Origin of the sequence: Streptomyces agglomeratus (assembly GCF_001746415.1) — a bacterium.
Lineage (GTDB): Bacteria > Actinomycetota > Actinomycetes > Streptomycetales > Streptomycetaceae > Streptomyces > Streptomyces agglomeratus.
The window spans coordinates 2,584,557-2,602,641 of the sequence record NZ_MEHJ01000001.1; the positions used below are offsets into that span (position 1 = coordinate 2,584,557).

The 18,085-nt window shown below is 69.7% G+C and carries 20 protein-coding genes; 4 read left to right on the plus strand and 16 right to left on the minus strand.

Annotated elements, in window-relative coordinates; all coding sequences use genetic code 11:
* Nucleotides 1-20 precede the first annotated feature (20 nt).
* From AS594_RS10795 to AS594_RS10805, 3 genes are read right to left on the minus strand one after another with little or no spacing between them, the layout of a single operon-like run.
* Nucleotides 21-1,028: a methionine synthase gene (locus AS594_RS10795; protein ID WP_069933091.1), complete on the minus strand. Its 1,008-nt coding sequence runs from the start codon at nucleotides 1,026-1,028 to the stop codon at nucleotides 21-23.
* Nucleotides 1,025-1,714: an SDR family oxidoreductase gene (locus tag AS594_RS10800; protein WP_069933090.1), complete on the minus strand. Its 690-nt coding sequence runs from the start codon at nucleotides 1,712-1,714 to the stop codon at nucleotides 1,025-1,027. Before AS594_RS10800 ends, AS594_RS10795 begins: the two co-directional genes overlap by 4 nt.
* A gap of 16 nt (nucleotides 1,715-1,730) precedes the next feature.
* Nucleotides 1,731-2,270: an LOG family protein gene (locus tag AS594_RS10805; RefSeq protein ID WP_069930429.1), complete on the minus strand. Its 540-nt coding sequence runs from the start codon at nucleotides 2,268-2,270 to the stop codon at nucleotides 1,731-1,733.
* A 79-nt stretch (nucleotides 2,271-2,349) separates the two neighbouring features.
* Here AS594_RS10805 and AS594_RS10810 point away from each other — a divergent pair, with 79 nt between their 5' ends.
* A complete protein-coding gene (locus AS594_RS10810; protein ID WP_069933089.1) occupies nucleotides 2,350-2,682 on the plus strand; it encodes a DUF427 domain-containing protein in 333 nt (110 codons plus the stop codon).
* Nucleotides 2,683-2,812: 130 nt separating this feature from the next.
* Here AS594_RS10810 and mnmA read toward each other — a convergent pair whose 3' ends face one another.
* Nucleotides 2,813-3,937: a tRNA 2-thiouridine(34) synthase MnmA gene (gene mnmA / locus AS594_RS10815; protein ID WP_069933088.1), complete on the minus strand. Its 1,125-nt coding sequence runs from the start codon at nucleotides 3,935-3,937 to the stop codon at nucleotides 2,813-2,815.
* A 54-nt stretch (nucleotides 3,938-3,991) separates the two neighbouring features.
* On the opposite strand from mnmA, the gene AS594_RS10820 reads away from it, so the two are divergent.
* Nucleotides 3,992-4,660 (plus strand): N-acetylmuramoyl-L-alanine amidase, encoded by a 669-nt coding sequence (locus AS594_RS10820; RefSeq protein WP_069926810.1) that lies wholly within the window; start codon nucleotides 3,992-3,994, stop codon nucleotides 4,658-4,660.
* A gap of 9 nt (nucleotides 4,661-4,669) precedes the next feature.
* Here the strand turns inward: AS594_RS10820 and AS594_RS10825 are convergent, their stop codons facing one another.
* From AS594_RS10825 to AS594_RS44630, 3 genes are all read right to left on the minus strand, one after another.
* A complete protein-coding gene (locus tag AS594_RS10825; RefSeq protein WP_069926811.1) occupies nucleotides 4,670-5,839 on the minus strand; it encodes a cysteine desulfurase family protein in 1,170 nt (389 codons plus the stop codon).
* A gap of 65 nt (nucleotides 5,840-5,904) precedes the next feature.
* Nucleotides 5,905-6,177: a DUF4190 domain-containing protein gene (locus AS594_RS10830; RefSeq protein WP_069926812.1), complete on the minus strand. Its 273-nt coding sequence runs from the start codon at nucleotides 6,175-6,177 to the stop codon at nucleotides 5,905-5,907.
* Nucleotides 6,178-6,184: 7 nt separating this feature from the next.
* On the minus strand, nucleotides 6,185-6,349 hold the full coding sequence (locus tag AS594_RS44630) for a hypothetical protein (RefSeq protein WP_167368014.1): 165 nt from the start codon (nucleotides 6,347-6,349) through the stop codon (nucleotides 6,185-6,187).
* Between the two features lie 97 nt (nucleotides 6,350-6,446).
* Here AS594_RS44630 and AS594_RS10835 point away from each other — a divergent pair, with 97 nt between their 5' ends.
* The gene (locus tag AS594_RS10835; RefSeq protein ID WP_069933087.1) at nucleotides 6,447-7,073 is read left to right on the plus strand and encodes a TetR family transcriptional regulator; all 627 of its coding nucleotides are present in this window, start codon (nucleotides 6,447-6,449) and stop codon (nucleotides 7,071-7,073) included.
* A gap of 34 nt (nucleotides 7,074-7,107) precedes the next feature.
* Here AS594_RS10835 and AS594_RS10840 read toward each other — a convergent pair whose 3' ends face one another.
* The 7 genes from AS594_RS10840 to AS594_RS10870 all read right to left on the minus strand — a co-directional run bounded on the left by AS594_RS10840 (nucleotide 7,108) and on the right by AS594_RS10870 (nucleotide 14,899).
* On the minus strand, nucleotides 7,108-7,944 hold the full coding sequence (locus AS594_RS10840) for a thioesterase family protein (RefSeq protein WP_069933086.1): 837 nt from the start codon (nucleotides 7,942-7,944) through the stop codon (nucleotides 7,108-7,110).
* 72 nt (nucleotides 7,945-8,016) lie between these two features.
* Nucleotides 8,017-8,691 carry a trimeric intracellular cation channel family protein gene (locus AS594_RS10845; RefSeq protein ID WP_069933085.1) on the minus strand — a complete coding sequence of 225 codons (675 nt, stop codon included), beginning with the start codon at nucleotides 8,689-8,691 and terminating at the stop codon, nucleotides 8,017-8,019.
* Nucleotides 8,692-8,709: 18 nt separating this feature from the next.
* Nucleotides 8,710-9,921: an ABC transporter ATP-binding protein gene (locus AS594_RS10850; protein WP_069933084.1), complete on the minus strand. Its 1,212-nt coding sequence runs from the start codon at nucleotides 9,919-9,921 to the stop codon at nucleotides 8,710-8,712.
* Nucleotides 9,918-11,018: an ABC transporter ATP-binding protein gene (locus AS594_RS10855; RefSeq protein WP_069933083.1), complete on the minus strand. Its 1,101-nt coding sequence runs from the start codon at nucleotides 11,016-11,018 to the stop codon at nucleotides 9,918-9,920. The genes AS594_RS10850 and AS594_RS10855 overlap by 4 nt, the downstream gene beginning before the upstream one ends.
* Nucleotides 11,015-12,022: an ABC transporter permease gene (locus AS594_RS10860; protein WP_069933082.1), complete on the minus strand. Its 1,008-nt coding sequence runs from the start codon at nucleotides 12,020-12,022 to the stop codon at nucleotides 11,015-11,017. The genes AS594_RS10855 and AS594_RS10860 overlap by 4 nt, the downstream gene beginning before the upstream one ends.
* A 72-nt stretch (nucleotides 12,023-12,094) precedes the next feature.
* A complete protein-coding gene (locus AS594_RS10865) occupies nucleotides 12,095-13,846 on the minus strand; it encodes an ABC transporter substrate-binding protein (protein WP_176741046.1) in 1,752 nt (583 codons plus the stop codon).
* Between the two features lie 54 nt (nucleotides 13,847-13,900).
* Nucleotides 13,901-14,899 carry an ABC transporter permease gene (locus AS594_RS10870; protein WP_069926820.1) on the minus strand — a complete coding sequence of 333 codons (999 nt, stop codon included), beginning with the start codon at nucleotides 14,897-14,899 and terminating at the stop codon, nucleotides 13,901-13,903.
* An 842-nt stretch (nucleotides 14,900-15,741) separates the two neighbouring features.
* Between AS594_RS10870 and AS594_RS10875 the strand changes: the two genes are divergently transcribed.
* A complete protein-coding gene (locus AS594_RS10875; RefSeq protein WP_069933080.1) occupies nucleotides 15,742-16,230 on the plus strand; it encodes a hypothetical protein in 489 nt (162 codons plus the stop codon).
* Nucleotides 16,231-16,419: 189 nt separating this feature from the next.
* On the opposite strand, the gene AS594_RS10880 is transcribed toward AS594_RS10875, so the two are convergent.
* Together AS594_RS10880 and AS594_RS10885 are read right to left on the minus strand one after the other, a co-directional pair.
* The gene (locus tag AS594_RS10880; RefSeq protein WP_069926822.1) at nucleotides 16,420-17,220 is read right to left on the minus strand and encodes an enhanced serine sensitivity protein SseB C-terminal domain-containing protein; all 801 of its coding nucleotides are present in this window, start codon (nucleotides 17,218-17,220) and stop codon (nucleotides 16,420-16,422) included.
* Between the two features lie 78 nt (nucleotides 17,221-17,298).
* Nucleotides 17,299-18,072: an enhanced serine sensitivity protein SseB gene (locus AS594_RS10885; protein WP_069933079.1), complete on the minus strand. Its 774-nt coding sequence runs from the start codon at nucleotides 18,070-18,072 to the stop codon at nucleotides 17,299-17,301.
* Nucleotides 18,073-18,085: the final 13 nt, after the last annotated feature.

Consider the following 18,085-nt stretch of genomic DNA (forward strand, 5'->3'; position numbering starts at 1 on the left):
CCTCCCGTTTCCGATTCCCGTTACTCAGGGTTGTCCGCGAGCGATCTCGCGGCCCTGGCGCAGTGCGCGAGCGCGGCGCGCGCGTACGCGGGGGAAGCCCCCGCGAGCCCGCACGACGGAGTGATCACCAGGGACTCCGCCAGAGTCCCCGGATTCAGCCCCAGCCTGCGCCACAGCGTCCTGACACCCATGACGCTACCGGCCGGGTCGGACAATGCCGTGTCGGTGCCCGGCACGATTCCGGCGAACAGCTGCGTACCGCCCTCCACGGCCTCACCGATCGACTCCTCGTCACGCTCGGTGAGCAGCGAGAAGTCGAACGAGACGCCCGCGGCACCGGCCCGGCGCAGCAGGGCGAACGGCACGTCGGGTGCGCAGGAGTGCACGACCACCGGCCCGTCGTTCACGCCCATCACGTCCCGCAGCGCGCCCTCGACGACCTGGCGGTCCACCGCCCGGTACGTCCGGTAGCCGCTCGCGGTCCTGACGTGTCCGCGCAGTACGGCCGTCAGCGACGGCTCGTCGAGCTGGAGCACCACCTGCGCGCCGGGCACCCGCCGCCGCACCTCCGCGAGATGCGCGCGCAGGCCCTCCGCCAGCGAGCCGGCGAGGTCGCGGGCCGCGCCCGGGTCGCCGACCGCCGCCTCGCCGCCGCGCAGTTCCAGCGAGGCGGCCAGCGTCCACGGCCCGACGGCCTGCACCTTCAGCGGGCCGGTGTACCCCTGGGTGAACTCCTCCAGCGCGTCCAGGTCCTCGCCCAGCCAGGAGCGGGCCCGCCGGGTGTCGCGCCCCGGCCGGTCGCTGAAGCGCCAGCCGCTGGGTTCGAGGTGGACGTACATCTCGACGAGCATCCCGGCGGTCCGGCCGATCATGTCGGCGCCGGGGCCGCGCGCGGGCAGCTCCGCGAGGTACGGGAAGTCCTCGAACGATCCGGTGACGGTCCTGGCGGTCTCGCGGGCGTCCCCGCCCGGCATGGAACCGACGCCGGTCGCCGGGCCCCACACGTACCCGCCCTCGTGCGCGCTCATCGGCCCGGCCGCACGGTGAGGTCGTTGACCTCGGCGTCGCGCGGGAGGTCGAGGGACATGAGGATCGTCGTCGCGACCGACTCCGGGTCGATCCAGCGCGACGGGTCGTACTCCTTGCCCTCCTGGTGGTGCACCTTCTCCTGCATGGCGCTTGCGGTACGCCCCGGATAGACGGACGTGACGCGTACGCCGTTGCCGTGCTCCTCCTGGCGCAGCGCGTCGGCCAGTGCCTTCAGGCCGTGCTTGCTGGCGGCGTACGGGCCCCACTCGGCGTGCGCGGTCAGGCCCGCGCCGGAGTTGACGAAGACCACGTGGCCCTTGTCGTGGCGGAGTTGGGGCAGGAACAGCCGGGTCAGCTCGGCCGGGGCGATCAGGTTCACGTTGAGCTGGCTGTGCCAGGTCTTGGTGCCGAGGTCGCCGACGCGGCCGAGGTCGACGACGCCCGCGATGTGCAGCAGCGAGTCCACCCGCTCCGGCATCGGCTGGTGCGAGAACGCCCAGGAGAGCCGGTCGGGGTTGGCGAGGTCGCCGACGAGCGTACGGGCGCCGGGGAACGCTCCCGCGAGCTGCTTGGCGCGGCCCGCGTCGCGGGCCATCAGGACGATGTCGTCGCCGCGCTCGTGCAGGCGGCGGGCGACGGCCGCGCCGATGCCCGAGCCGGCTCCGGTGATCACATGTGTAGCCATAGGGCCCATGCTCGCATCACTGCACGCCGGTCGACTCCTCAAGGTAGGCGAGTGCCGCGACGCCGTCCTCCGCGAAGAACACCAGGTCGGCGAGGGGGACCGGCAGGAAGCCCTCCGCTTCCATCCGCTGGAACTGGAGCTTGAGGCCGTCGTAGAAGCCCGCCGTGTTGAGCAGCACCACCGGCTTGTCGTGCAGGCCGTGCTTCTTCAGCTCCAGTATCTCGGTGGCCTCGTCCAGCGTGCCGGTGCCGCCGACCATGACGACGATCGCGTCGGACCTGGCGAGCAGCAGCGCCTTGCGTTCGGCGAGGTCCTTGGCGATCACCATCTCGTCGGCGTTCTCCCGCGCCACGGTGTGCAGGAACTCCACCGATACGCCGACGAGCCGCCCGCCGGCCTCCTGCACGCCGTCGGCGACGACCTTCATCAGCCCGGCCTCCGACCCTCCCCACACCAGCGTGTGGCCGCCCTTGCCGATCAGTTCGCCGAATTCGCGGGCGGGGCGCGTGTAGCGCTCGTCGAGGTCGGCGGCGGAGAGGAAGACGCAGATGTTCAGTGCCATGGGGAAGAACCTACGCCGCGCGGACGCTGGAGTGGGAAACGCCCGTCTTACCCGGACCGAGAGAGGGTCGCCCGTGACCGCAGGACACCGCATCACCGTCGAGCAGGGCACCGAGCACGTGCGCGTCACGCACGGCGGAGTGGTACTGGCGGAGAGCCGCCGCCCGCTGCTCCTGCGCGAGACCGGCCTGCCGGTGCGCTACTACCTGCCGCCCGAGGACGTCAGGACCGACCTGCTGACTCCGTCGGACCGGCGTACGCACTGTCCTTTCAAGGGGTACGCGTCGTACTGGTCGGTGCCGGAGGCCGCCGATCTGGTGTGGGCCTATCTCGACCCGAAGCCGGAAGTGGCCGCCGTGAAGGGCCACTTCTGCTTCTACGACACGGAGGTCGTCGCGGCGGGGTGAATCCTTTCCGCCGGGAGCGACGTTCCGGGGCTTCGCGTCGTGGACCGAGCCGTTGGAGCGCGTCGTCGACCGGGACGCCGTCCGCGACTCCGCTCCTCGAACGCGGAGATCACGCACTGGCCCCGGTGGCTCAGACGGTGGCCGCGGCCGCCCGCGTCGTCGTCGCGATCGTCGCCGAGCCGACGACGCGCGTGCCGTCGTACAGCACGATCGCCTGGCCGGGCGCGACGCCGCGCACCGGCTCGTCGAAGGTGACGCGCAGCTCGCCGTCGACCAGCTCCGCCGTCACCGGCGTCTCGCCGCCGTGCGCGCGCAGCTGGGCGGTGTACGTGCCGCTGCCCGTCGGGGCCGTTCCGCACCAGCGGGGCTTGATCGCCGTCAGGGAGGTGACGTCGAGGGCCTCGACCGGGCCCACCGTCACCGTGTTGTTCACCGGGGAGATGTCCAGGACGTAGCGCGGCTTGCCGTCGGGGGCCGGGTGGCCGATGCGCAGGCCCTTGCGCTGGCCGATGGTGAAGCCGAAGGCGCCCTCGTGGCTGCCGATCTTCGTACCCGACTCGTCGAGGATGTCGCCCTCCGCCTTGCCGCCGAGACGGTCGGCCAGGAAGCCCTGGGTGTCGCCGTCCGCGATGAAGCAGATGTCGTGGCTGTCGGGCTTCTTGGCGACCGCGAGGCCGCGGCGCTCGGCCTCGGCGCGGATCTCTTCCTTCGTGGTGAGCGTGTCGCCGAGCGGGAACATCGCGTGCGCGAGCTGCCGCTCGTCGAGGACGCCGAGGACGTACGACTGGTCCTTGGCCATGTCGGAGGCGCGGTGCAGTTCGCGCGAGCCGTCCTCGCGGAGCACGACCGTCGCGTAGTGGCCGGTGGCCACCGCGTCGAAGCCGAGGGCCAGCGCCTTGTCGAGCAGCGCGGCGAACTTGATCTTCTCGTTGCAGCGCAGGCAGGGGTTCGGGGTCCGTCCGGCCTCGTACTCCGCGACGAAGTCCTCGACGACGTCCTCGCGGAAGCGCTCGGCGAGGTCCCAGACGTAGAAGGGGATGCCGATGACGTCGGCCGCCCGGCGCGCGTCGCGCGAGTCCTCGATCGTGCAGCAGCCGCGGGCGCCCGTGCGGAACGACTGCGGGTTGGCGGACAGGGCGAGGTGTACGCCGGTCACGTCGTGCCCGGCCTCGGCGGCTCGGGCAGCGGCAACGGCGGAGTCGACCCCGCCGGACATGGCGGCGAGGACACGGAGGCGGCGCGGGGTCTCAGTCATAGCTCCACCAGGGTAGACGGAACCACCGACAGGGCCGAAAGCGTTAAAGGGCTCATGGAGCAGAAGAAGGCGGCAAGGGTGAGCAGACGCGCGCTGTTCATCGGGGGTGGCGCGGCCCTGGTGGGCGGTACGGCCGCTGTGTACGGCGAGGAGCTGGCCCGGATGTGGTGGCTCGTGCCGGGTATCGACAAGCAGCGCACGGAGGGAGAGGTGGATCACAAGGGCGCCCGGTGGGTGGCGGCGTCGGCGGCGAACCTGCGGACCGCCGACCGTCCCGCCGACTACACGATCGACCGGATCGTGATCCACGTGACGCAGGGCAGCTTCGCCTCGGCCGTGCGCGTCTTCAAGAACCCGCTGCACGCGGCCGCCGCGCACTACATAGTGCGCGCGAAGGACGGCCACATCACGCAGATGGCCCGGGAGCTGGACGTCGCCTATCACGCGGGGAACCGCTCGTACAACGAACGCAGCGTGGGCATCGAGCACGAGGGCTTCGTCGACCGTCCCGAGGACTTCACGGACGTCATGTACCGCTCGTCGGCCCGTCTGGCCGCCGGGATCTGCCGCCGGTACGGGATTCCCGCCGACCGGGAGCACATCATCGGCCACGTCGAGGTCCCGGGCACCGACCACACGGACCCGGGCCCGCACTGGGACTGGGCCCGCTACCTCCGGCTCGTACGACAGGAGCTGGCGGGCGGGCCGCCGGTCAGGACCTGACCGGCGGCGTCAGACGAGTCCGGCCGTACGCGCCCGCTCCACCGCCGGACCGATCGCCCCGGCCACCGCCGCCACGTCCTCGGCGGTCGAGGTGTGCCCCAGCGAGAAGCGCAGCGTGCCGCGCGCGAGGTCGGGGTCGGTCCCGGTGGCCAGCAGCACGTGGCTCGGCTGGGCGACACCCGCCGTGCAGGCGGACCCGGTGGAGCATTCGATGCCCTGCGCGTCGAGCAGCAGGAGCAGCGAGTCGCCCTCGCAGCCCGGGAAGGTGAAGTGGGCGTTGGCCGGCAGCCGGCCGCCCGGGGAGGGGTCGCCGCCGAGGATCGCCGTGGGGACGGCCGTGCGTACGGCCGCGACCAGGTCGTCGCGCAGGCCGCCGATCTCGCGCGCGAACCACTCGCGCCGCTCGGCGGCGATCCGGCCCGCCACCGCGAAGGCGGCGATGGCCGGGGCGTCGAGGGTGCCGGAGCGCACGTGCCGCTCCTGACCGCCGCCGTGCAGCACGGGAACGGGCGTGTACTCGCGGCCGAGCAGCAGCGCGCCGATGCCGTACGGGCCGCCGATCTTGTGCCCGGAGACGGTCATCGCGGCGAGTCCGGAGGCCGCGAAGTCCACGTCGAGCTGACCGTACGCCTGCACCGCGTCGGCGTGCAGCGGCACGCCGAACTCGGCTGCCGCGTCCGCCAGTTCGCGGACCGGCATGACGGTGCCGATCTCGTTGTTGGCCCACATCACGGTGGCAAGGGCGACATCCGAGGGGTCGCGCCCGATGGCTTCGCGCAGCGCCGCCGGGTGCACCCTGCCGTAGGCGTCGACCGGCAGGTACTCGACGGTCGCGCCCTCGTGCTCGCCCAGCCAGTGGACGGCGTCCAGCACCGCGTGGTGCTCGACGGGGCTGGCCAGGACGCGGGTTCTGCGCGGGTCGGCGTCGCGCCTGGCCCAGTACAGGCCCTTGACGGCGAGGTTGTCGGCCTCGGTGCCGCCGGCGGTGAACACCACCTCGCTCGGACGGGCGCCGAGTGACTCCGCGAGTGTCTCACGGGCCTCCTCGACGGTGCGCCTGGCCCTACGGCCGGCGGCGTGCAGGGACGACGCGTTGCCGGTGACGGCGAGCTGGTCGGTCATTGCCCCGACCGCTTCCGGAAGCATCGGGGTGGTCGCGGCGTGGTCGAGGTAAGCCATGGTGCACTCGATTCTACGAGTCCGCCGGACGCTCCCCCGTCCCGCCCTTGGCCCGCCGCGTCCGGTCAGCCGCCGAAGGTCCAGGAGACGGTGTTGTCGGCGGAGGCCAGGACGGCGAGGACCACCAGGTCGGCCACGCCGAGGCCGAGGCCGAGCAGTGCCCTGCCCCGGCGTTCGGTGCCACGCCAAAGGGCAAGGGAGGCCAGCACGATTGCGATGGGGCCGAGGAAGATGTTGAGCACGAGGAGCCCGAGAAGGCCGAGGACGAACGAGGCGACGGCCATGCCGTCGGCGTCCCGCGTGCCGGTGAGCCGACGGGCGGATGCGGTGAACTCCATGGCGCGTTCAGCTCCTTCGGGTGGACCGTCGCGAATGACGTTCACGGGCAGCGAAGACGAGCAGCCAGACGCCGATGAGCGCGGCGGCGACGAGGGAGACCTGGGCCGGCACATGGGCCACGGTGCCCATCAGCACCCCCAGCAACAACAGAGCCGCTACGAGGAAGAACACTGAACCCCTCCTGAGAGTACGACTGTTCACTGACTTCTCAGTCTAGTGTGCCCCCGCGGGTTCCCCGCAATCGGAGAACAGTTGTTTACTGGATGTCATGAGTCACACCGTCGGCGTCCGCCAGGCCCAGAAGCAGAAGACCCGCCAGGCACTCATGGAGGCGGCCCTGGGCCTGCTCGAACACCAGAGCCTGAGCAGCCTGGGTCTGCGCGAGGTCACGCGCGCGGCCGGAGTCGCCCCGACCGCCTTCTACCGGCACTTCCGGGACACGGCCGATCTCGGCGTCGCGCTCGTGGACGAGGCGCTCGGCAGTCTGCACACGATGATCCGCTCGACCCTCGCGACGACCGGCGGCAGCGCGGAGCGCATCGACCGTACGGTCGGGCTCATCGCGCGTCATGTCCGCGCGTACCCCGCCCACGTCCGCTTCGTCACCCGCGAACGGCACGGCGGCGTCGAGCGGGTGCGCGCCGCGACAGGTGAGCAACTGGGCCTGTTCGCCGACGAGGTGGCGGACTGGCTCGCCACCCAGCCCGACATGTCGGGCTGGAGCGAGGACGACCGGCGGATGCTCGCGCACGTGTACGTCGACCACATGGTGATGACCGCGTCCGCGTTCCTGGAGGCGTGGCCGCACGGCGAGGAGCACGTCGAGGCGGCCGCCGCCCTGGCGCGCCGCCAGCTGCGCCTGGTCGGTCTCGGCCGCCGGCACTGGCTGGACTGACCCGCACGGGCCCTCGCGGGCCCGGCGGCGGGACTCAGAGGCGCGGCGCCCGCGCGAGCTGCCGGGACTGGGCGACGAGCCGGTCCGCGCTGTCCCAGACCTCGGCGTCCTCCTCCAGGAAGCCGCCCGCCAGGTTGCGGGTGGTGATCGAGACGCGCAGCGGCCCCGGGGCGGGACGGCAGCGTATGTGGGTGGTGAGTTCGACGGTCGGCGTCCAGCCCTTGAGGCCCAGCTCGAATGAGGTCGGCGGCAGCGCGTCGACCGTCAGCAGCAGCGAGAGCGGGTCGGCGTCCCGGCCGTCGGCCAGGCCGAACCAGCCGCGCATCTCCCCCTTGCCGGAGGGCGCGCCGATTGCCCAGCCGACGGTGGCGGGGTCGAGCCGGATGTCGAGCCGCTCCGTGATGGCCGAGCTGCCGGGGATGACGGCGGGCCCGGCGTCGGCGCCGAGGCAGTGCTCGTACGGCGGCATGGCCGGCGGCTTGGCGGTGGTGCGGACGTCGTCGGGCAGGGCGTCGAGGTCGCCGTAGGAGGCGAGGACCCGGATCCGCTCGACCTCGGTGCCGTCCTCGGCGTACTGGTAGAGGGACGCCTGGCCGGTGGAGAGGGTGCGTCCGGTGCGTACGGTCTCGGTACGCACCACCGCCTTGCCGGGCACGGACGGCGTCAGGTAGTGCGCCGAGATCGTGAACGGGTCGGGGTGCGGCAGGGCATCGCCGAGGGCCCGGCCGAGCAGGGCGAGGAGGTAGCCGCCGTTGACGGCCTGGATGATCGTCCAGCCCGCGGAGAGCTCCGCGTCGTAGACGCCCGGTGCGCGCGCCGTGAGGGCGGTGTCGCGGTCGAACTCGCTGTCCCCGATGGATGCCTGTGCCATGGCATGCACCGTACACCGCTACGTTACTAAGCGGTAGCTAAGAAAAGGTCTCGGTTGGGGAGGAGGCCGGGCTCACGCGGCGGCCTCGGACTTCTCCTCCGCCTTCGCCGAGCTCCGGTGCCAGGCGCGCGGCGCGCGCCAGTGGAAGTGCATCGCGAGCAGCCGCAGCGTGAAGGCCGTGACGACGGCGATGCCGCTGGTCAGCGCGTTCAGGGCGTCGAAGCGCAGGCACAGCGCGACCATCGCGGCGCCGACGATCGCGGGCACGGCGTACAGGTCGCGGTCCCAGCGCAGCAGCGAGGGCACCTCGTTGGCGAGGACGTCGCGCAGCACGCCGCCGCCGACCGCGGTGGCGAGGCCGAGGGCCGCCGAAGCGGTCAGGCCGAGCCCGTAGTCGTACGCCTTGGTGGTGCCGGTGACGCAGAACAGCCCGAGCCCGGCCGCGTCGAAGGCGTTGACCGCGCCCTGGATGCGCTCGACCTCGGGGTGCAGGAAGAAGACGAGGGCCGCCGCGATCAGCGGGGTGGTGAAGTACCCGAGATCGGTGAAGGCGGCCGGCGGCACGGCGCCGATGATGAGGTCGCGGAACAGCCCTCCGCCCAGCGCGGTGACCTCTGCGAGCACCGCGATGCCGAAGACGTCGAAGTTCTTGCGCACGGCGAGCAGGGCGCCGGAGATCGCGAAGACGAAGATCCCGACGAGGTCGAGCGAATGCTGGACGGAGGGCGTGAAGAGTTCCTGGAACACCGGGCAATTGTGCCGGTTCTATTCCTTGCCGGTGCCCTCCGCACCCGCCGGCGGGGTCGCGGCCCCGGTGTCGGGCCCGTCCCCGGCCACCGCCGCCTTCGCGGCGGCCGGCGGTGTGACGTCGACGATCGCGATCGCCTCGCGGGCCGTCTCCAGGACGGCCGTGGACTCCGGCGCCTGGTCGGGCCCGTTCTCCGGGTGGTGGCAGGCCACCTGGTGGCCGGTCTTCAGAGCGGTCAGCGCCGGCTCCCGCGTCGTGCAGATGTCCGTCGCCTTCCAGCACCGCGTGTGGAAGCGGCAGCCCGAAGGCGGCGAGATCGGCGAGGGCACGTCGCCCTTGAGCAGGATGCGCTCGCTCTTGGCACCGCGCCGCCGGGGGTCGGGCACCGGGACGGCGGACAGGAGCGCCTTCGTGTACGGGTGCATCGGCGCCTCGTACAGGGACTTGCGGTCCGCCAGCTCCACGATCTTGCCGAGGTACATCACGGCGATGCGGTCCGAGACGTGCCGGATGACCGAGAGGTCGTGCGCGATGATCACGTACGTCAGACCGAGCTCGTCCTGGAGGTCGTCGAGCAGGTTGACGACCTGCGCCTGGATCGAGACGTCCAGCGCGGAGACCGGCTCGTCCGCCACGACCAGCTTGGGCTTGAGCGCGAGCGCGCGGGCGATGCCGATGCGCTGGCGCTGGCCGCCGGAGAACTCGTGCGGATAGCGGTTGTAGTGCTCGGGGCTCAGGCCCACCAGCTCCAGGAGGTGCTGGACCTCCTTCTTGATGCCGCCCTCGGGCTCGACGCCCTGGAGCCGGAACGGCGTGCTGACGATCGATCCGACCGTGTGGCGCGGGTTCAGCGAGCCGTAGGGGTCCTGGAAGATCATCTGCACGTCGCGGCGCAGCGGCCGCATGCCGCCGGTGCCGAGGTGCGTGATGTCGTGACCGTCGAACTCGATCTTGCCCGAGGTCGGTTCGAGGAGCCGCGTGATCAGCCGGCCCATGGTCGACTTGCCGCACCCCGACTCGCCGACGACACCGAGGGTCTCACCGCGGCGTACATCGAAGTCGATGCCGTCGACCGCCTTCACGGCTCCGACCTGGCGCTGCAAGATCCCCTTTTTGATGGGGAAGTGCTTGACCAGCCCCTGAACCTTGAGCAGCGGTTCGGGAGATGCGGTGGCCTGCTCGGGCACCTCGACGGCGTCGGCCCCGGCCGTCTTCTTCGTTTCGCTCACAGCTTCGGCGCAATCTCTTCGGTCCAGATCCGCGTGCGGTCCTCGTGCGACATGTGGCAGGCGGAGTAGTGCCGGCTGCCGACCTCGCGCAGCTGGGGGCGGTCGGTGCGGGTGATCCCGCCCTTCGGTACGTCCGCGTACGGGCAGCGCGGGTTGAAGGCGCACCCGGAGGGGACGTTGATGAGGCTGGGCGGCGAGCCCTTGACCGGGATGAGGCGTTCGGTCTGGTCGCGGTCGATGCGCGGCATCGAGCCCAGCAGGCCCCAGGTGTACGGGTGCTGGGGGGCGTAGAAGATGTCCTCGACCGGACCGCGCTCGACGCAACGGCCGCCGTACATCACGAGGATGTCGTCGGCGATCTCCGCGACCACGCCGAGGTCGTGGGTGATGATGATGACCGCGGAGCCGAACTCCTTCTGGAGGTCCCGGATCAGGTCCAGGATCTGCGCCTGGACCGTGACGTCCAGGGCGGTGGTCGGCTCGTCCGCGATGAGCAGTTCGGGGTTGTTGACCAGCGCCATCGCGATCATCGCGCGCTGGCGCATACCGCCGGAGAACTCGTGCGGGTAGCTGTCCACCCGCTTGTCGGGCTCGGGGATGCCGACCCGGTCGAGCAGCTCGATCGCGCGATTGCGGGCGATCTTCTTGTTCACGTCGTTGTGGACGCGGTATGCCTCCACGATCTGGCTGCCGACCGTGTAGTACGGGTGCATGGCCGACAGCGGATCCTGGAAGATCATGGCCATCTCGCGGCCGCGCATCCGGCGCACCTCGTCCGGTTCGGCGCCGACGAGTTCCTTGCCGCCGAGCCAGATCTCGCCGGACATCCTGACGTTCTTGCCGCGCGCGCCCTGACGGTGCAGGCCCATCACGGCGAGTGACGTGACGGACTTGCCCGAGCCGGACTCGCCGACGATGCCGAGGGTCTTGCCCTTCTCCAGCTGGAAGGTGAGCCCGTCGACGGACTTGACCAGGCCGTCGTCGGTCGGGAAGTGCACCTTGAGGTCGCGCACCTCCAGGAACGCCTCCGGGGTGGTCGGCTCCCCGGACGTCACCGGCTCGCCCACGGCGGCACCGGTCTTGGACAGTTCGGTCACGAGAGCCTCACGCGCGGGTCGACGGCGGCGTACAGCAGGTCCACCAGGAGATTGCAGATCACGACGAAGAAGGCGGCGACCAGTGTCACGCCGAGGATGGGCGGCAGGTCGTTGGCTGTGATGCCCTGGACCGCGTATTCGCCGATTCCGTGCAGCGAGAACACCGACTCGGTGATCAGCGCACCGCCGAGCAGCAGACCGAGGTCCATGCCGAAGACGGTGATGATCGGGGTGAGCGCGGCGCGCAGGCCGTGGCGGACGACGACCTTCCGCTCACGCAGGCCCTTGGCGCGCGCGGTGCGGATGAAGTCCTCGTTCATCGTCTCCAGCATGCCGGACCGGGTGAGCCGGGCGTAGATCGCGGAGTAGAGCAGGGCGAGCGAACACCAGGGCAGGAACATGGTGTTGGCCCACTGCGCGGGATTCTCGGTCAGTGGCACGTAGGTTCTGCCGAAGATCTCCAGCTTGTAGCTGAAGAGCAGCAGCGCCAGCTGGCCGGTGAAGAACATGGGAAGCGAGACGCCGGCGAGCGAGACGCCCATCGCGGCCCGGTCGAAGACGGAACCCGGCCTGAGCGCGGAGATCACGCCCGCGGTGACACCCGAGAGCAGCCAGATCACGGCCGCGCCGCTGGCCAGCGAGATGGTGACCGGCAGCCGGTCCATGAGCTGGGGCCAGACTTCGAGGTGGTCCTTGAAGGAGTAGCCGAAGCAGGGCGCGTTGCAGTGAACGGTGGTCGGGCCGAGGTCGTAGTCGGCGCCTACCAGGATCCCCTTGATGAACTCCCAGTATTGGGTGTAGACGGGCTGATCCAGGCCGAGGTTCCGCTTGACAGCCGCGATGTCCTCGGGCGTGGGGTTCTTTCCGATGTACTGCTGGGCCAGCTGATCGACGCTCTGGCCGGCCAGCCTCGGCAGCAGGAAGAAGATGCCGAAGGTGACCGCGGTGACAACCAGCAGCAGGATCACTGCCGCGATTGTCCGGCGGAGGATGTACGAGATCACGGGGACCGGCGCTGGTGCCCGCGGGCGGCGAAGCCCGCGGGCACCAATGCCTTCACCTGCCTTCCGGGGCTACTACTTCGTGGTACCGATGTTGAGGTAGTCGTACTGACCGCTGAAGGCAGCCGTGGACACCAGGTTGGTGGCGTTGGGCGAGCGGTACAGCAGGACCTTGAAGTAGGACAGGGGGACGATGACGGCCTGCTCCATGAGCTTCTTGTCCACCTCGGTGTAGGCCGCGTTGCGGGCCGCCTCGTCGGTGTTCGCGATGGCGTCGTCGAGGAGCTTGTTGATCGCCGGGTCGTTCAGCTCGGAGAGGTTCGTGTTACCGGACTGGCCGATGGCCTCGCCGTGCGCGATCTGCTGGAGGAAGCCGTAGCCCGTGGGCCAGTCGGAGCCCCACTGCATCATCATGAGGCCGATACCCTCCTTCTTCGTGAACTTCGGGACGCCCGCGTAGTCCGAGAAGTACTTGCTGGAGGGGTACTGCTTGATGCTCGCCTCGATGCCGACCTTCTTGAGGGCCTCGACGATCGCGGTGGCCGAGTCGACCTCACTCTGGCGGTCGCTGCGGGCGGAGATGACGGTCTTGAAGCCCTTCTCCTGGCCACAGGCCTTCAGGTGCTCCTTGGCCTTCGCGGCGTCACCCTTGCCACCGGGGGTGGCGTACATGTCGTCCTTCACGTAGCCCTTGATGTCCGTCGGCATCACGGTGCTGGCGATGTCACCACGGATCGAGCCGCCCATCGCGGTCTGCACGGAGACCTTGTCGACGGCGTACTGCACGGCCTTGCGGCACTCGACGTTGTTGAACGGGGCGACCTTCGTGTTGATCGCCGTGTAGACGAGACGGCCACCGGCGGTGTTGTCGGTGTTCGCCTTCTTCTTCGGGTCGCTCATCAGCTGGGCCTGGGTCTGGGTGTCGACACCCCGGCCGGCCAGGTCGACGTGCGTGGCACCCGAGAGCAGGTCCTTGTCGATGGTCGCCTGGTTGACCTTCAGGTTCAGGACGATCTTGTCCGGGTACTGCTTGCGCAGCGGGTCGGTCTTGGCGTCCCAGTTCGGGTTCCTGACCAGGGTGACCTGCTTGCCCTCCTGATAGGTCTCGAACTTGTACGAGCCCGAGGACAGGATGGACTTCGTGTAGTCCACGCCCTTGTCCTTGGCCTTCGGCACCGGAGCGGTCTGCGGGGCGCTGACCAGGTAGTCGAAGTCCGCGAACGCCTTCTTCAGCTTGAAGACGATGGTGGTGTCGTCCGGGGTCTGGATGGACGCGAGACCCTTGTCGCCCTTGTCCTTGTACGGGCCCTTGTACTTGTCCGGGTCCGCCAGCATCTGCTGGAAGTAGTTCGGGCCGAGCGACAGCACGTCACGCGCGAAGTTGGACCGCTCGACGGCGTACTTGACGTCCTTCGAGGTCACGACGGTGCCGTCGTCGTACTTCACACCCTCGCGGATCTTGTACGTCCACGTCTTGCCACCGTCGGTCGGCACGCCCTTGCTCGCGGCCAGGTCGGGGACGAGCTCGTTGCCCGCCTCGCCCGGAGCGGGCTTGAACGTCATCAGCGGTCGGGCGTACAGCCGGCTGAAGTTGTAGATGAAGGCGTAGTACGTGTTGCCGGGGTCGAACGACTCCGGGGCGTCGGCCATGGCATAGGTGACCGTTCCGCCCTTCTTGTCGGAGGCGTTGACCATCTTCTTGGTGGCGGCATTGGCGCCGGCGCTCTTGGCGTCGCCGCCGTTCTTGTCCTCGGCCTTACTGCAGCCGGCGAGCAGGAGGCTCGCACTGCTGATGACCGCGATTGCGGCCACTGCTGACCTTCGCATGATGGTCGATACCCCTTCGTTGTCGGAAACTTGTTGGGACACAGCCGGCAGACGTCAGCGACTGCGCGGGTCGAGCGCGTCCCGGAGGCCGTCACCGAGCAGGTTGAACGCCAGCACGGTGACGAAGATGGCAAGGCCGGGCACGACCATGTACTGGGGGTCGACCTCGAAGAAGTCCTTGGCCTGGTCGAGCATTCCGCCCCAGGAAGCCTGGGGCGGCTGGATCCCGACACCGAGGAAGCTGAGCGACGCCTCGAAGATGATGTTGGTCGGGATGAGCAGCGTCGAGTAGACGATGATCGGCGCGACAAGGTTCGGCAGCAGTTCCTTGAAGAGGATGTACGGCCCGCGGGCCCCCATCCCGCGCGCCGCGTCCACGAACTCCCGCTCACGTAGCGCCAGTGCCTGACCGCGGACGATCCGTCCCATGTAGGGCCAGTTGAAGAATCCGATGACGAAGATCAGGACGAGGATGTGCAGCGGGAGACCTTCGAGGCCGAAGGCCCCGCCTTGCAGCGTGGCGGAGATGGCGATCGCGAAGAGAAGCAGGGGGAAGGCGAGGAACGTGTCCATCATGCGGCTGATGACCGTGTCGACCCGTCCCCCGTAGTACCCGGCGACCACACCGAGGATGGTGCCGATCGCGTTGGAGAGCAGCGTCGCGCCGAAGGCCACGACGAGGGAGACCCAGGAGCCCTCCAGGATGCGGGCCAGGATGTCCCGCCCGAATTTCGGTTCCACACCCAGCGGGTGGTCCCAGCTCATCCCGCCGAAATCACCCTTGGGCAGGGTCGTGTTCGGGTCGATGAGGTCCTGGTGGAACTGGTTCGGGTCGAGCCCGAGCAGCGCCTGGAGCGGTCTGGAGAGGGCGGCGGCCAGGACGAGCAGCACCACGACGATGCCGCCGCCGACGGCCACCTTGTCGCGCTTGAAGCGCGTCCAGGCGATCTGCCCGAGCGAACGGCCCTCGATCTGCTGGGACTTGACGCCCACCAGGACAGCCTCGGGCTGAGCGTCGGTCTGCGATCCAGTGGTCTCAATGGGTGCGGTCATCATCCCTCGTGCTTGCCCGTGCCGGCGTTTGCCGACGGTGCTTTGCGACCCTCCCCGGGTCGACGGTGGTCGGCTTTCCGGGTGATTCAGGTGGTGCTGACGCACGACGTGTTGTCGCTTGATCTCGGCTGCACACACGTCCGAAGCCTCTTGCTTGCCGGGAGTCTTCAACGCTGTGGCGATCACCCGCCAGACCTGTCGGTGAATGGATGCGCAACCGTGATGTGACCAGGCGCCTTCCGTTATCCGGACGCGGTGATCGCCTCAGCGAAGCGGGAGTGACCGCAATGCCCGGATCGCACGTGAATTCAACGCGCGCTATATGAACAGGAATTGACCGAACCGGGCACATTGTCCCCGGCCGATCACTACGGGCACCGGGCAGGCCGGAGCCCCGGGTGGCATCGGCGGTCGGCCTGACCGCGCGTCAGCAGGTGTGAGCCGTGGCCGACTGAGCAACTGGCTTGCCCCTGCGGTCAATTGAACGACAAGGAGGGATGTGGTGTGAGGCAGGTCACATGCATGCCGCGCGGAGTCCCGTTTCGCCCCCGGAAGCCGTTTCATCCCTCCGACATAGGGACTCAATCGCCCAAACGCCGGCCTTCCCCAATTAGCCCGCATGACGTATCTGAGGTTCGCTTGAGGGTCCGTCTCCCCAGCTTCAGCGAAAGGCTTGTTCAGCCTTCGGCCGCTCACTAACTTCAGTCCACGCCAGCGCAGTTCCGCTGCGTCGACAACAGAAAACGGGGAAGAAGTTGAAAGCAACAAGCAAGCGTGGGCTCTATTCAATAGCGGCAGCGACAGCGCTCCTCGCGGGAAGTGTTTCCGCGATTCCCAGCGCCGTGGCGAGCGAGTCCGCGCCGCCGCCGCAGTGCCAGCCGTTCACCTATTACAAGGTGACGAAGTACGGAAGCGCCTCGTACAAGCCGAGGGGCCCCATCGTCAGCAAGTACAACAGCAGTTCGCACAAGTCCACGCTCACCTACGCCATCGAGACCACTCAGGCCCGCGAGACCACGTGGGCCGCCGAGCTGGGGGGCAGCGTCTCCTGGGGGATCGGCCAGGTGGAGGCCAAGACCTCGTACGACGTGACCAAGAAGGTGAGCAGGGGCGTCACCGTGACCAACCGGATGTCGGTGGACTCCCGTAAGCGCGGATACACCCAGCCGATGGTCGAGTACCGGAAGTTCTCGATCGACAAGTGGCGTGAACTGGGGAACTGCCGGCAGGACCGCATAGGCACCGTGGGAAGGCTCAAGGCCATCACGTCCCACCTGCATTTCGCGGAGTGCCAGACGCGGAGCAGCGACGGGTGCCGGCCCAAGCCCTAGTGTTTGAGCGGGGGGAGCACTGAAGCAAGAGGGCCCTTACTGAAATGAGGGCCTTTACCGAGCTGAGCCCGACGGAATGCAAACGGCCATCATCCCGTCGGGCTCGGCTTTTGCACAGCATTCGTCGGCACGCGTGCGAAACGGCCTTCAAGCGCGGTTCGCCGACCGGTCGACCGGACGCGCCGGCTTTCAGTAGGCGCGCGGGGCCGGGTAGCCATAGCCGCCCTGTCCGGTGGACGAGGGAGCGGGCGGCGCGTGCGCCTCGCGGTCGTAGAACGGGCGGGCGTTGGCGCGCAGCCACATGGAGACGGGGTCGTACTCGTCCGACATCGCGACGGTGGACACGGGCAGCCCCTCGGGGACCACACCGATCGACTGCTGCATCATCGCGCGCACGGCGTCGACGGACTGCTGGCTCGTGTCGTACAGGTCGAGCCCGATGGCCAGATACGGCGCTCCCAGCGCCGGCTGCACCCAGGCGCGGCGCAGCGCGCGGACCGCGGACGTGCGGTGGGCGTTCTGCGTGAGCAGGGCGTAGAACTGCGGGATCTCGATCGCGGGTTCGGACAGCCGCAGCGGTCCGGCCGGCATCCGGTCGAGTCCGGTAGCGATCCGCCGCAGGTCCAGCCAGGGGATTCCGACGCCGCCACCGGGGGCGTGCGGGTTGAGCCAGATCCCCCAGCGGTCGGGGAAGAGGGCACGCGCGACGTCACGTCCGGACACCACTTCGTACGCCCTGCTCCACCCGCTCGCGGCTAGCTCCTGGGCGGAGGTGACGCACGGCGCGTAACCGAGGCCGTCGACGTCCATGTTTCCGTACTGGGCGTCCGGCGATCCCGCCTGGCCGTGCCAGAGCAGCATCCAGACCTTGCCGCCCGCCGGATCGGCGAGGGCGCGCAGGAGTGCCTCGTACGCGTCGTAGCGCCCGGGTGTCACCTGGCGCAGCATGTGCTCGACCTGCCCGGCCGCCGCAGTGCCTGACGCGCTCACCCTGGGTCCCGCCCCTCTTCGATCCACCGTGTCGGTTGTCGGCCAAGCTTAAGCGGCAGCGCTGACACAGAACACGAGTCAGGCACGTGTGTAGAAAGGCCGGACCTTCTCCAGCATCCAGCCGGCGACCGGGTCCTGCGCCACGTCCAGCAGGACGAGGTTGACCTCCCAGGGCACCTGGACGCGGCCGAGCGCCCGGCCGAGGGCGTCCATCGGGGCGTTGCGGTCCGGGCCCTCCCAGGCGGACAGCTGTACGCCGACGAACATCACCGGGGCGCCGCCCTCGATGCTCGCGAGCGCCCGCCGGGCGGTCAGCACCACACCGCTCTCCTGGAACTCACCGGCGGCGGCGGAGAGGAAGTCGACCGGCTCCTCCTGCCAGTCCGGCTCGAAGAGCCGCACCCTGCCCCCGCTGGCCGGCCCGTCCAGCGGCGTACGCCCGGCCCTGCAGAGTTCGGCGACGGCGGGCGGCGGCAGCGGCACACCGACCGGGCCGTCCGGGTTCACGGCGATGCCGAGCTGCGGGGGCAGGCCGCGGGCGAACTCGCGGGCGGGGGCCACGGTGAAGGACATGTGGGGCCCGGCGCACTGGCGCAGCTGTTCCTCCGAGCTGTACACGGGGACGTACGCCTCGCCGTGGATCTGCACCGTGGGCAGGTCGAGGTTCGGGGAGTCCGGCCCGCCGCCGTTCGGCAGCGGCACCCACACCTGGCTGCGCCCCAGCACCTCGACTATGCGGCCGCCGGCGGCGGGGTTGCCGAGCGACGCGCCCAGCACCTCTTCGAGCTCGTTGCCGGGCCAGCCGCTGCCGCCGTGGGGGTGGGCCGGTACCGGGAAGTCTGGGTAATCCACGGCACGACTTTAA